This window comes from Stenotrophomonas sp. 05N423, from assembly GCF_056397145.1.
Genome location: NZ_JBFTMV010000003.1, coordinates 1 through 12,553, shown reverse-complemented (window position 1 = coordinate 12,553; position 12,553 = coordinate 1). Strand labels below are relative to the sequence as shown.

General features: G+C 70.7%; 15 protein-coding genes. 6 read left to right on the top strand and 9 right to left on the bottom strand.

The genetic code is table 11. From position 1 onward, the window contains the following. Positions 1-11: 11 nt before the first annotated feature. On the bottom strand, positions 12-593 hold the full coding sequence (locus AC1DGW_RS06405) for a hypothetical protein (protein WP_478020731.1): 582 nt from the start codon (positions 591-593) through the stop codon (positions 12-14). Between the two features lie 117 nt (positions 594-710). Here AC1DGW_RS06405 and ubiH point away from each other — a divergent pair, with 117 nt between their 5' ends. Then, a complete protein-coding gene (gene ubiH, locus AC1DGW_RS06400; protein WP_478020728.1) occupies positions 711-1,922 on the top strand; it encodes a 2-octaprenyl-6-methoxyphenyl hydroxylase in 1,212 nt (403 codons plus the stop codon). After that, positions 1,919-3,097 carry a UbiH/UbiF family hydroxylase gene (locus AC1DGW_RS06395; RefSeq protein ID WP_478020725.1) on the top strand — a complete coding sequence of 393 codons (1,179 nt, stop codon included), beginning with the start codon at positions 1,919-1,921 and terminating at the stop codon, positions 3,095-3,097. The genes ubiH and AC1DGW_RS06395 overlap by 4 nt, the downstream gene beginning before the upstream one ends. Before the next feature lie 101 nt (positions 3,098-3,198). Here AC1DGW_RS06395 and AC1DGW_RS06390 read toward each other — a convergent pair whose 3' ends face one another. The 7 genes from AC1DGW_RS06390 to AC1DGW_RS06360 all read right to left on the bottom strand — a co-directional run bounded on the left by AC1DGW_RS06390 (position 3,199) and on the right by AC1DGW_RS06360 (position 9,586). After that, positions 3,199-3,603, bottom strand: coding sequence for an EF-hand domain-containing protein (locus tag AC1DGW_RS06390; RefSeq protein ID WP_478021470.1), 405 nt, complete (start codon positions 3,601-3,603; stop codon positions 3,199-3,201). A 51-nt stretch (positions 3,604-3,654) separates the two neighbouring features. After that, positions 3,655-3,966 (bottom strand): EF-hand domain-containing protein, encoded by a 312-nt coding sequence (locus tag AC1DGW_RS06385; protein WP_478020723.1) that lies wholly within the window; start codon positions 3,964-3,966, stop codon positions 3,655-3,657. A 125-nt stretch (positions 3,967-4,091) separates the two neighbouring features. Next, on the bottom strand, positions 4,092-4,814 hold the full coding sequence (locus AC1DGW_RS06380) for a hypothetical protein (RefSeq protein ID WP_478020721.1): 723 nt from the start codon (positions 4,812-4,814) through the stop codon (positions 4,092-4,094). 81 nt (positions 4,815-4,895) lie between these two features. Next, positions 4,896-5,810 carry an SMP-30/gluconolactonase/LRE family protein gene (locus AC1DGW_RS06375; RefSeq protein WP_478020719.1) on the bottom strand — a complete coding sequence of 305 codons (915 nt, stop codon included), beginning with the start codon at positions 5,808-5,810 and terminating at the stop codon, positions 4,896-4,898. Between the two features lie 143 nt (positions 5,811-5,953). After that, positions 5,954-7,003: a 23S rRNA (cytidine(2498)-2'-O)-methyltransferase RlmM gene (gene rlmM, locus AC1DGW_RS06370; protein ID WP_478020717.1), complete on the bottom strand. Its 1,050-nt coding sequence runs from the start codon at positions 7,001-7,003 to the stop codon at positions 5,954-5,956. Positions 7,004-7,100: 97 nt separating this feature from the next. Further along, positions 7,101-7,661 (bottom strand): nucleoside deaminase, encoded by a 561-nt coding sequence (locus AC1DGW_RS06365; RefSeq protein ID WP_478020714.1) that lies wholly within the window; start codon positions 7,659-7,661, stop codon positions 7,101-7,103. A gap of 173 nt (positions 7,662-7,834) precedes the next feature. Beyond that, positions 7,835-9,586 (bottom strand): glutamine--tRNA ligase/YqeY domain fusion protein, encoded by a 1,752-nt coding sequence (locus tag AC1DGW_RS06360; protein ID WP_478020712.1) that lies wholly within the window; start codon positions 9,584-9,586, stop codon positions 7,835-7,837. A gap of 97 nt (positions 9,587-9,683) precedes the next feature. Here AC1DGW_RS06360 and AC1DGW_RS06355 point away from each other — a divergent pair, with 97 nt between their 5' ends. Genes AC1DGW_RS06355 through AC1DGW_RS06340 form a run of 4 tightly spaced genes read left to right on the top strand, consistent with a single transcriptional unit; the run spans position 9,684 to position 11,832 of the window. Next, the gene (locus tag AC1DGW_RS06355) at positions 9,684-10,352 is read left to right on the top strand and encodes a glutathione S-transferase family protein (RefSeq protein WP_478020710.1); all 669 of its coding nucleotides are present in this window, start codon (positions 9,684-9,686) and stop codon (positions 10,350-10,352) included. Between the two features lie 15 nt (positions 10,353-10,367). Next, a complete protein-coding gene (locus tag AC1DGW_RS06350; protein ID WP_478020708.1) occupies positions 10,368-10,634 on the top strand; it encodes a putative signal transducing protein in 267 nt (88 codons plus the stop codon). A 33-nt stretch (positions 10,635-10,667) separates the two neighbouring features. Further along, complete coding sequence (gene msrA / locus AC1DGW_RS06345) at positions 10,668-11,318, top strand: peptide-methionine (S)-S-oxide reductase MsrA (RefSeq protein ID WP_478021466.1); 651 nt, start codon at positions 10,668-10,670, stop codon at positions 11,316-11,318. A gap of 1 nt (position 11,319) precedes the next feature. After that, a complete protein-coding gene (locus AC1DGW_RS06340) occupies positions 11,320-11,832 on the top strand; it encodes a flavodoxin family protein (protein WP_478020706.1) in 513 nt (170 codons plus the stop codon). 396 nt (positions 11,833-12,228) lie between these two features. Here the strand turns inward: AC1DGW_RS06340 and AC1DGW_RS06335 are convergent. Further along, positions 12,229-12,553: transaldolase family protein (locus AC1DGW_RS06335; protein ID WP_478020703.1), on the bottom strand; the 325-nt coding region annotated here is incomplete at its 5' end.

Here is a 12,553-nt window from a genome sequence, read left to right as displayed (position 1 = left end):
TGCGGCGCCGGTCAGTGCGCGATGCGGTCGGCGGCCGACTGGCGCGCGAGCGCCTCGGCGGCGACCTGCGCCAGCGCCGCCATGCCGGTGTACATGGCCGCGGTACGCATGTACGGCAGCAGCCAGTCGGTGTAGTTCTTGAACCAGCCGGCCACGGTCGGCTCGGCGACGACGCTGCTGGTCCAGTAGAAGCCGCCCTGCGCGAACAGGTGGCAGACCACCACCGCGCCGACCAGGGTCGCGGCGAACAGGCCCAGCGCACGCCAGCTGGCGCCCTTGTAGAAACGGCGCAGCAGCATGCCGCCGGCCCACATGGCGAAGTAGGCCGGAACCAGCGCCCAGTAGCCGGCCGAGACGCAGTAGTGGCCCCAGAAATCCATGCCCTGGCTGCTGATCACGGTCCAGTCGACCGCCACCGCCAGCGCCATCAGCAGCGGGAACGCCCAGCGGGTCCAGCTGCGCAGGTAGAAGCCGCCCATGAAGAACACCGCCCAGGACGCGTCCGGGATCGGCGCGAAATGGTTGATGCGGGTGCCGGCCATCAGCAGCACGAGCAGGGACAGGACGAAGGCGCGTTGGACGTTGGCGGTCATGGTGTTGAAGGATCTGGCGGAATCAGGCCGCCATTCTAGCCGCAGTCGCGCCGCGACCGCGGTTGCAGCGCGGCATCGCGGCGGCGCCCGCGGCGGCCGAGCCTTTATCATGGCGGCATGAGCGACCTTCATGATGTGGTGATCGTCGGTGGCGGACTGGTCGGTGCCAGCCTGGCCATCGCGCTGGACCGGCTGGGGCTGGACGTGGGACTGGTGGAAGCGACCCCGGCCAGCGAACTGCCGGCGGTGTTCGACCAGCGCAACCTCAGCTTCGCCGCGGCCACGGTCAACGCGCTCGCCGCGCTGGGGGTGATGCAGCGCCTGGAAGGCGCGCCCGGCCCGATCCGCCGCATCCACGTCAGCCGCGCCGGCGATTTCGGCCGCGTGGTGATGGACGCCAGCGACTATGGCCGCGATGCCTTCGGCCAGGTGGTGGTGGCGCGCGACTTCGGCCGCGCGCTGGAGGCCCGGCTGGGCGACCTGTCGCACCTGACCCGCTATCGTCCGGCGAAATTCGTCGGGCTGGGCGGATGCGCCGATGGCCGCCGCGAAGTGGTGATCGCCGAAGCGGCGGGCGAGCGCCGCCTGCGTGCGCGGCTGGTGGTCGGCGCCGACGGCACCCGCAGCGCGGTGCGGCAGGCGCTGGGCATCGACGCCAGCGAGCACGATTACCTGCAGACCTTGTTCGTGGCGCGGGTGCGCGCCGCCCGGGCGCCGGACGGCACCGCCTGGGAGCGCTTCACCGATACCGGCCCGACCGCGCTGCTGCCGCGTGGCGACCGCCACTACGGCCTGGTCCACGGCGTGGCCCGTGACGAGGCCGACGCGGTGATGGGGCTGGACGACAACGCATGGTTGGCGCGTCTGCAGAACGTGCTGGGCTGGCGCGCCGGGCGGCTGCTGGAAAGCGGCCCGCGCAGCGCCTACCCGCTGATCCAGGTGCTGGCGCGGCAACTGGTCGGCGAGCGCGCGCTGCTGCTGGGCAACGCGGCGCAGACCATCCATCCGCTGGGCGCGCAGGGCTTCAACCTGGGCCTGCGCGATGCGCTGACCCTGGCCGAACTGATCGGCGATGCCGCGCAGGACCCCGGCGCCGACGGCCTGCTGCAGGCCTACGTGCAGCGCCGTGGTCCCGACCGCGAGCAGACCCTGGCCTTCTCCGACGGCCTGGCGCGCTTGACCGGCAACCCGGCGCCGCTGTTGCGGCCGCTGCGCAGCCTCGGCCTGGTGGCCGCCGCGCAGGCCGCGCCGCTGCAGTCCTTCCTGGTCGGCGGCGCGATGGGATTCCGCGGGCAGGTGCCCGAGCTGTGCAGGAGCCAGGCGCAATGAGCCGGCGTGGACGGTTGGACGCGGTGGTGGTCGGCGGCGGCGTGGTTGGCACCGCCTGCGCGTTGGCGCTGGCGCGCGAAGGCCTGCAGGTAGCCCTGGTGGAAGGGCGCGAGCCACCGCCGTGGTCGGCGCAGCGGCCGGACCTGCGCGTGTTCGCCTTCGCCCACGACAACGCGGCGCTGCTGGAGGCGCTGGGCGTGTGGCCGCAGGTGGCGCAGGCGCGGGCGCATCCCTACCTGCGGATGCGGGTGTGGGACGCGGCCGGCGGCGGCGAACTGGCCTTCGATGCCGATGCGCTGGGCCGCCGCGAACTGGGCTGGATCGTCGAGAACGGCCTGCTGGTGGACCGGCTGTGGGCGGCGCTGCCGGCGGCCGGCGTGCAGCTGCATTGCCCGGCGCGCGTCGAGTCGATGGAACAGGACGAGGGCGGCGTGCGCCTGCGCCTGGACGACGGCCGCCGCGTGGACGCGGCCGTGGCCATCGCCGCCGACGGCGGCGAATCCACCCTGCGTGCGCTGGCCGGGCTGGACGTGTCGCGCCACGACTACGGCCAGCGCGGCGTGGTCGGTTATGTCGACAGCGAGCGCCCGAATGAGGCCACCGCTTGGCAGCGCTTCCTCGACACCGGCCCGCTGGCGGTGCTACCGGTGGACCGGCACCGCAGTTCCATCGTCTGGACCCTGCCCGACGCCGAGGCCGAGCGCGTGCTGGCGCTGGGCGACGAGGCTTTCGGCCGCGAACTGACCAACGCCTTCGAAGGCCGCCTGGGTGCGATGCGCACGGCCTCGCCGCGCGCGGCGTTCCCGCTGCGCCGGCAACTGGCCAGCGACTACGTCGCCGGCCGCGTGCTGGTGTTGGGCGACGCCGCGCACGTGGTGCATCCGCTGGCCGGGCAGGGCGTCAACCTCGGCCTGCGCGACGTGGCCGGGCTGCGCGAGCTGGTGCGCGACGCGCGCCAGCGGCGGGTGGACTGGACCGCGCCGCACCGGCTGCGGCGCTGGGCACGGGTGCGGCGCAGCGACAACACGGTTGCCGCCTACGGCTTCGATGCGATCAACAAGGTGTTCTCCAACGACGAGATGCACCTGACCCTGGCGCGCGGCGCGCTGCTCGGCCTGGCCGGGCGCATGCCTCCGCTGCTGTCGCTGTTCTGGAAGCGCGCTTCGGGGCTGTAACAGCGCACCCTTCTTGTAGGAGCGCACTTCAGTGCGCGATGGGGCCTTCCTCGGTGAAGCCCCATCGCGCACTGAAGTGCGCTCCTACATGTACATGCGCGTCAATCCACCAGCCAGCCGGCCAGCTGGTCGCGTGCGAGCTTGCCGTGTCGTGCGGTATCGAGCGCATTGAACTCGTCGGCCAGCGCCGGGTTGGCCTGCGCCTCGTCGCGGCTGATGAAGCCGTCGCCGTCCACGTCGAGCGCGTCGAAATCGATGCGGTAGCTGCCGATTACGCTGTCCGGCTGGATCGAGCGCACGATCACCGCCGCCTGCCCGGGTTCGGCCGGCAGACGCACCTGATGGGTGACCGCCCCACTGGCCAGCGACTGGTTGCGCACGTTGACCGGTGCCGCCGGCAGCGGCGTGGTGACGGCCGCATCGCGCGGCGCGTTCTGCGCCTGCACGGATACGGCCGGAACCGTGGAAAGCAGCAGGGCGATGGCGGGAAAGCAGCGGCGGATCACAGGCAACCTCTCACACGGACGACGGGATTCCGCCTGCCGGCCCGTCCGGCCTCACTTCTTCATCCAGCCCTCCAGCTGCGCCTTGCTCAGGCGGCCGGTGTGGTGGGTGTCGAGCGCATCGAACTCGCGTTCGAGCGTGGGATCGGCCTTGGCTTCCTCGCGGCTGATGAAGCCGTCGTGGTTGCGGTCCAGCTTGGCGAAGTCGATATGGTAGTCGCCACGGATCGAATCGGGTTCTTCCGAGGTGACCGTGACCGGCGTGCCCTTGTCGGTGAAGGTGGCCTTGCCGGTCTCCTGCGCCAGTGCCGGAACACTGGCGGCGCATAGCAGCAGGGCGGGAAGCAGCGGGCGGGAGAGGTTCATGAGTGGACTCCAGAAGGGGAAATCACGCCCCCGATGCTTGGCCCGCCACCGTTAAACCGGCCGCAAGAACGCATGCAGGCCGGCTGAATGTTGCCGCCGGTTCAGGGCCGTGCAGGGTGCCGCCCTCAGCCCGGAATGAACGGGAACGCGAGCTTCAGCAAGCCCTTCAGGCCGCCTTCGACGGTGGAGCTGACTGCCTTGGCGCCGAGGCTGTTCAGGGCGCGGCGCACGTCGTCCCAGCGCAGCTGGGCGACATCCTTCTTCAGCAGGTCGGCCACTTCCTCCGAAGCCGGGGCCAGCTTCTTCAGCGCCGCCACCGTGGCCTGCGGATCGGGCTGCAGGTAGCCCCAGCGCTCGGCGATCTTCAGCAGCGTGTCGAAGCGCACCGCCGCCACCTCGCGATTGCGCTCGTACACCGGCAGCGCGCCGACCTCGAGGATGGCCTGCTCGAAGCGCTGCGCGTCGTCCGGGTGCTCGATGCGGATGGCGAGGAAGCCTTCCTTGCGGCTGCGCTCGCTCACGTGCTTCGCGCCCGAGCGCAGGTTGGCTTCGGTCAGCACGGTGGCGACGATGCGCTGCAGGGCCGCGTCGGCGTCCTCGGGCACCAGCGCGCGCCAGCGGGCGTAGCCGTCGCGGCGCAGGCCCTTGACCTTGGCCGGCGTCACCCGCAGATGCAGCGCCACGCTGGCGTTGGAGTCGCCGCGGTCGATGGCGCCATCGCGTTCGAGCAGCACGAAGATCAGCAGTTCGAGATCGCGCTTGGTCAGCGACTGGAAACCCTGCAGCAGGGTCAGGCGCAGGAATTCATTGCCGAAGCCGGCCGGGTCCTTCAGTTCGATGGCGTGCATGCGTGTCCTCCCAGGAGTCACAGCATGCCCGATCGCGGTTGCGCGGATTGAGACTTCGCGTGCCGGACCGGCGATCCGGCGTCAATGCCCGTATTCACGGCCGGGACGGTCGGCGCGGAAGGTCTCGATGGCGCCGCGGTCCTGCAGCGTCACGAACACCTGCCGGCCGTCGCTGCCGCCGAAGGCCACGTTGGTCGGCTTGCGCCCCTTGAGCGGCACCTCGCGCAGCAGTTCGCCGGCGGGCGAGACGATGGCGACGACGCCGGCATCGTAGCGGGCGATGTACAGGTTGCCGTCGGCGTCGCAGCGCATGCCGTCCATGCCATGGTCGTCGAAGCGGATCAGCAGGCGCTTGTCCGACAGCGTGCCGGCGGCATCGCGGTCGTACACCCAGACGTTGCGCTGCACGCTCTCGTTGACGTACAGGCGGCGGCCGTCCGGGCTGACCTCGATGCCGTTGGTGGTGCCCATGCCGGATTCGAGCCGGTGCGCGCGGCCGTCGCGGTCGATGCGCCACAGCTGGCCGTTGTCCGGGTTGGCCCAGTCCGGGTCGCTCGCATACAGCGTGCCGTCCGGTGCCAGCGTGATGTCGTTGGGCTGGTGCGCGCCGTCCAGGCGTGCGAACACCGACACCGCGCGCGTGACCGGATCGACGCGCAGCACGGCGTGGCCCTTGTAGTCGGCCACGAGCATGGCGCCATCGGCGGCGAAGCGGATGCCGTTGCCGACGCTGCCTTCCGGCAGGGTGACGAACAGCGTGGCCCTGCCGCTCTTATCGACGCGGCCGATGGTGCCGTCGCGGCCGAAGTTGACCACGTACAGCGCGCCGTCCGGGCCGGTCGCCGGGCCTTCGATGCCGGAGGTGAACATGCCGTCGCCGACATGGTCGCGGGCGAGGAAATCAGGCGCGGCGATGGCATTGCCGCACAGGGCCAGGCACAGCGCGGCGGCGGCATGGCGCAACAGGACGTGACGGGCGATGGCGGCGCTCTCCATGCGGGAAAGGTCCGCAGTGTGCCAGAGCCATGCCCTCGGGGTGGCCGGTGGTTGCGCTGGCAACGACGCACTGCTGCAGATGCGGGGCTTGCCCCTGCATGGCGCATCGCCGGGAAGGCCCCCCGCAGATGAGGGGACGTGGCTCAACCGCGCGCCGGCATCGCCAGCACGGTGATCTCCTCGCGGTCGTGATACAGCTGCTTGGCGCGCACGGTCAGCGGCCTGCCGGCCTGCTCGGCGAACAGGTCCAGGCACAGGCGGGTCTCGTCCCAGCGCTTCTTCATCGGCAGCTTGAGGTTGAAGATGGCGTGCCGGCACCAGCCTTCGCGCAGCCAGGTGGCCATGCGCTCGGCCACTTTGCGCGGCTGTTCGACCATGTCGCAGACCATCCAGTCCAGCGCGGTCTCCGGCTTCCAGTGGAAGCCATCGGCGCGCAGGTGCTCGACCAGACCGGTGTCGAGCACGTGCTGGCGCAGCGGGCCGTTGTCGATGCTGGTGACGCGCAGGTGCTGGCGGGTCAGCACCCAGGTCCAGCCGCCGGGCGCGGCGCCGAGGTCGGCTGCGCGCATGCCGGGCTTGACCAGCGCTTCGCGTTCCTCGGGCGTGAGCAGGGTCAGCAGCGCCTCGTCCAGCTTCAGCGCCGAGCGCGAGGGCGCTTCCGGCAGCAGTTTCAGGCGCGGGATGCCCAGCGCCCACGGCGCGCTGTCGCGGGTATCGGCGACGCCGACGAAGGCGTGGGTGCCGTCGACGAACACCACGTGCAGCCGCGGCAGCCTGCCGTTGTCCTTGTCGGTGAGCTGGCCGGCCTTGCGCAGCGCCGGGCGCAGCGCGTTGCCGAAACTGCGCGCCAGCCCGGCCAGCGGCTTGCCCGCGTCCGAATCGGGATGTTCCACCCACAGCTCGCCGAAGCGCGGCTGGCCCTGCAGCGCGGCGATGATCGGGCTGATGCGGTCGGCGGGGTCCAGCTGCGGCAATTCCGCCAGCAGGCGCAGCTTCTGCCGGGCGAAGATCAGCCCGCGCCACGGCAGGGCGCGGTCGAGCGCGGCGGCTTCGTCAGTGACGAACACCACGTAGCCGTCGTTGCGCTGCGTGCGCGCATAGCCGGCGATGCCGGCATGGCCGGCGCGCTCGGTCAGTTCGGCGGCCAGTTCCGGCTCGAAGCCCTGGCGGCAGTAGCACAGCAGGCCGGTCATGTGAGTCCTTGAGAGCGGTTGTAGGAGCGCACCTTGGTGCGCGATGGGGTGTTACCGGGAAAGCTTCATCGCGCACCAAGGTGCGCTCCTACAGGAATCAATACCGAGCGCCGTCGCTCTGGCCATAGTGGCGCAGCACCGCGCGGGCGGCGTCGCGGTGCAGGCCCTGCACGACCTCGATGCCGCGGCGGTTCAGCTCGCCGACCCAGTCGGCCGGCAGCGGGCCCTCGTCGAACGGGGTCAGTTCCTCGACGTCGGCGGCGCTGGCGCCGATCAGCAGGCGGTCGATGCCGGCCCAGATCGTGGCGCCGTAGCACTGGCAGCACGGCTGCGAGGAGGTGGCCAGGGTCACCGGCGACAGCGCGTCGTTCAGGCGCGGGGTCTGCAGCCGCTGCTGGGCCAGCATGTAGGCCATGTTCTCGGCATGCGCCAGCGAGGTGCAGTGCGGCACCACGCGGTTGACCGCGGCGGCGATGACGCGGTCGTCCGGGCCGAACACCACCGCGCCGAACGGACCGCCGGTCTGCGCGTCTACGTTCAACCGCGACAGCTCTATCGCCAGCGCGACCTTGGCGTCGTCGCCCGGGTAGGCGCGGCTGGTGTCGACGACTTCGTGGATCCAGGCCGGCAGGGTCAGGTGGACTTGCGCGTACAGCATGCGGGGCGGTGCCTCGTGAGCGTTGAACAGGGGGTGCGGCGGCCAGTGTAGCCCGGCGCGCCCGTGCGGACCGTGCAGGGCGCGGCCGCGCGGCCCGTGCCGCAGCGCGGGCACGGGCGTGGCTTCTCTCGATGGAACGGGCGGCGGCAGGCGTCATGCCCGCCGCCAGGGGATCAGCCGGCCCAGGTGTCGCGCAGGGTCACGCTGCGGTTGAACACAGGCTTGTCCGCGCGGTGGTCGCGGCGGTCGGCGACGAAGTAGCCGGTGCGCTCGAACTGGAACGACTGCTCCGGCACGGCGCTGGCCGCGGCCGGTTCCACGTAGCCGGTGACGACCTTGCGCGATTCCGGGTTGAGGTAGTCGCGATAGGTCTTGCCCTCGGATTCGTCGTCCGGGTCCGGCACCGAGAACAGGCGGTCGTACAGGCGGACTTCCGCCTCCACCGCGTGCTTGGCGCTGACCCAGTGGATGGTGCCCTTGACCTTGCGGTTGGCGCCTTCCATGCCCGGGCGGGACTCGGGGTCCAGCCAGCCGCGCAGCTCGACGATTTCACCGGCGTCGTTCTTCACCACCTCATCGACGCGGGCGATGCCGGCGCCACGCAGGCGCACTTCGCCGCCCGGCACCAGCCGCTTCCAGCCCTTGGGCGGGACTTCGGCGAAATCCTCGCGCTCGATCCACAGCTCGCGCGAGAACGGCACCTGGCGCTCGCCGAAGGACTCGTCCTTGGGGTGGTTGCTGAAGGTCAGCGTTTCCTCATGGCCTTCGGGCAGGTTGGCCAGCACGAACTTCAGCGGCTCGATCACCGCCATGCGGCGTGGCGCGGCGCTGTCCAGGTCCTCGCGCAGCGCGCCTTCCAGCACGCTGAAATCGATCAGCGAATTCTGCTTGGAAATGCCCACGCGCTCGGCGAACAGGCGCATCGCCGCCGGCGTGTAGCCGCGGCGGCGCAGGCCCTGCAGGGTCGGCATGCGCGGGTCGTCCCAGCCGTCCACCAGCTGCTCGGTGACCAGCGCCATCAGCTTGCGCTTGCTCATCACCGTGTAGTTGATGTTCAGGCGCGAGAACTCGATCTGGCGCGGCTTGGCCGCCTCGCGCGGCAGGCCCTTGTCGGCCAACGGCTGGGTCAGCGTGTCGTCGTGGGCGAAGTCGACGTTGTCCACGCACCAGTCGTACAGCGGGCGATGGTCTTCGAACTCCAGCGTGCACAGCGAGTGGGTGATGCCTTCCAGCGAATCGCCCAGCGCGTGCGCGTAGTCGTACATCGGGTAGATCGGCCAGGCGTTGCCGGTGTTCTGGTGCTCGACGTGCTTGATGCGGTAGATCGCCGGATCGCGCAGGTTGATGTTGCCGCTGGCCATGTCGATCTTCGCGCGCAGGGTGCGGGCGCCATCGGCGAACTCGCCGGCGCGCATGCGCGCGAACAGGTCCAGGTTCTCCTCGACGCCGCGCTCGCGGTAGGGCGAGGGCCGGCCCGGCTCGGTCAGGGTGCCGCGGTAGGCGCGCACTTCCTCGGCCGACAGGTCGCAGACATAGGCCTTGCCCTCGCGGATCAGCTTCTGTGCGCCCAGGTAGTAGGCGTCGAAATAGTCCGAGGCATGGCGCAGCTCGTTCCATTCGAAGCCCAGCCAGCGCACGTCGTCCTGGATCGCGGCCACGTACTCCGGGTCTTCCTTGGCCGGGTTGGTGTCGTCGAAGCGCAGGTTGCACACGCCGTTGAACTCACCGGCGATGCCGAAGTTCAGGCAGATCGACTTGGCATGGCCGATGTGCAGGTAGCCGTTGGGCTCGGGCGGGAAGCGGGTCTTGATCGCGGTGTGCTTGCCGCTGGCCAGGTCCTCGCGGACGATCTGGCGGATGAAGTCGCGCTTTTCGGCAGGAGCCGTTTCCGGCGTGGCAGCAGCGGCAGGCGTGTTCTCGGACATTGGGGTGCAGCGTATTGAGAGAACGCAAGTTTAGCCGAGCCGGGCGCCGGCTGCCGGACCGGCGCTATGCTGGGCGCCCCACCTGCAGGTTGCGCCCATGAACCGCCCCGTCCTGGTGATCGGCAACAGGAACTACTCCTCCTGGTCGCTGCGGCCCTGGCTGCTGCTGCGCCATTTCGGGGTGGAGTTCGACGAGGTGCGGCTGGCGCTGGACGCGCCGGACTTCGCCGCCCAGGCCCTGCGCCATTCGCCCACCGGCAAGGTGCCGGCCCTGCGCGACGGCGAGCTGGCGGTCTGGGATTCGCTGGCGATCTGCGAATACGCCAACGAGCGCTGGCTGGGCGGCAACGGCTGGCCGGCCGACCTGCACCGACGCGCGCTGGCCCGCGCCGCCGCGGCGGAAATGCATTCCGGTTTCACCGCCCTGCGTACCCAGTTGCCGATGAACAGCCGCCGCCGGCCCGACGGCTACCGCTGGGACGCCGCCGCGCAGCGCGACATCGACCGCGTGCAGGCGTTGTGGCGCGCGCTGCGCTGGGAGCATGGTGCCGGCGACGATTTCCTGTTCGGGGCGTTCGGCATCGTCGATGCGATGTTCGCGCCGGTCGCGATCCGCTTCGACGGCTATGGCGTGGCGGTGGACGACACCGCCGCGGCCTACATGCAAGCGCTGTTCGCCCTACCGGCGCTGCGGCAGTGGCGCCAGGCGGCGGAGCAGGAAAGCGAGCGGGTGGCCGCCACCGACGCCCTGTGCCGCCCGGCCTGACTGCGGAGAAACCCGATGCAACTGGTCTACCAGACAAGCAACCTGTTCGACGCGCACCTGGTCAAGCACGCGCTGGAGGACGCCGGCATCCCGGCCTTCGTGTTCGGCGAATCGCTGCTGGGCGCCGGCGGCGAGCTGCCGCTGTTCGGCCTGCTGCGGGTCTGCGTGCCGGACGCGGCCAAACCGGAGGCCGACGACATCGTGGCCGCGCTGGGCTTGGACGACGGTGTGGCCGGCCCCATCTGTGACGATGACGAAGCGCCGGGACTCCTGCCGGCCTGAGAGGAACGGATCATGCTGGGTATCGGACAAGGGCTGCTGGGCATCGGCGCGTTCAAGCAGCGCCTGCCGCGGCCGGAAGAAGCATTGCCGGGGCGCGAAGCGCCGTTGCCGCTGCACAACGTGCATTACGTCAACGGCCAGCCGCTGCGCGGCGAGTTCGCCGGTCTGCAGGTGCTGGACGTGGGGCTGGGCTGCTTCTGGGGCGCCGAACGCAAGTTCTGGCAGCTGCCGGGCGTGGTGACCACGGCGGTCGGCTACCAGGGCGGCGTCACTCCCAACCCGACCTACGACGAAGTCTGTTCCGGGCTCACCGGTCACACCGAAGTCGTGCGTGTGGTGTTCGACCCGGCGCAGGTCGCGTTGGACACGGTGCTGCGCACCTTCTGGGAAAACCACGACCCCACCCAGGGCATGCGCCAGGGCAACGACACCGGCACCCAGTACCGCTCGGCGCTGTACTGCCATACGCAGGCGCAGTACGAGGCGGCCATCGCCAGCCGCGATGCGTACCAGCAGCAGCTGGGCGCCGCCGGTTACGGCGGGATCACTACCGAGATCCTGTTCCCGGCGCCGCCGTTCTTCCATGCCGAGGACTACCACCAGCAGTACCTGGCCAAGAACCCGAACGGCTACTGCGGCATCGGTGGCACCGGCGTGAGCTGCCCGATCGGACTGGGCGTCTGAGGTGACGGGCGCCGCACCACGCCGGTTGCTGGTGGTGTGGCACGGCTTCACCGGCGCCACCCGGGCGATGGCCGAAGCGGTCGCGTCCGCGGCGCGCGAAGGTGCCGGCGATGCGCTGGACGTGCGCCTGCTGCGGGCGGCCGAGGCCAGCGCCGACGACGTGCTGGCCGCCGACGCGGTGGTGTTCGCCACGCCCGAGACGCTGGCCTCGATCAGCGGCGCGATGAAGGATTTCTTCGACCGCAGCTATTACCCGCTGCTGGGCCGTTGCGATGGCAAGCCTTACGCGCTGGTGGTCTGCGCCGGTTCCGATGGGCACCCGACCATCGCCCAACTGCGGCGCATCGCCACCGGCCTGCGCCTGCGCGAAGTGGTCGAGCCGGTGCTGGTCTGCACCCACGCGCAGACGCCGGAGGCGATCACGGCGCGGAAAGTGCTGCCGGAAGCGGATTTGGCGCGCGGCCGCGAACTGGGCGCGCTGCTGGCGGCCGGGCTGGAGCTCGGAATCTTCTGAAGCCACCCGGCGGTGCCGTAGATGCGGGGCTTGCTCCGCATGCGCATTCGCGGCCAGACATCCGCCCGGCCATCGCCGGAACGCCTTGTAGGAGCGCACCTTGGTGCGCGATGGGGCTGTGCCGGTGAAGCCTGTCGCGCACCAAGGTGCGCTCCTACGAGGGGCGGCGGTTCAGTTCGTCGGCGACGCGCCGCCGGCTGGGCTGGAGCTCGGGATCTTCTGAATCCACCCAGTGACGCCGTAGATGCGGGGCTTGCCCCCGCATGCGCCTTCGTGGCCAAACGCCGCTGGGCGTCGCCCCAGGCGCGCAATCAGATCCTGTAGGAGCGCACCTTGGTGCGCGATGGGGCTTTGCCGGTGAAGCTCATCGCGCACCAAGGTGCGCTCCTACGGGGGTCAGCGGGCCAGTTCGTCGGCGATGCGCTGACGCAGCGCCTGCAGATCTTTGGCGAAGGCATCGATGCCGGTGGCCAGCTTCTCGGTCGCCATCGGGTCGGCGGTCATGTCGGCGTCGAAGCGGGCTTCGTCGATTGGCGTGACGGTCAAGGCTTCGGCAGCGCCGGCCACCAGCTTGCGCGGCAGCTCGCCCATGTCGGCGTCGAGCTTTTCCAGCAGGTCCGGCGAGATGGTCAGGCGGTCGCAGCCGGCCAGCGCCTCGATCTGTGCGGTCGAGCGGAACGAGGCGCCCATCACCACGGTGGACGAGCCGCGGCGCTTGAAC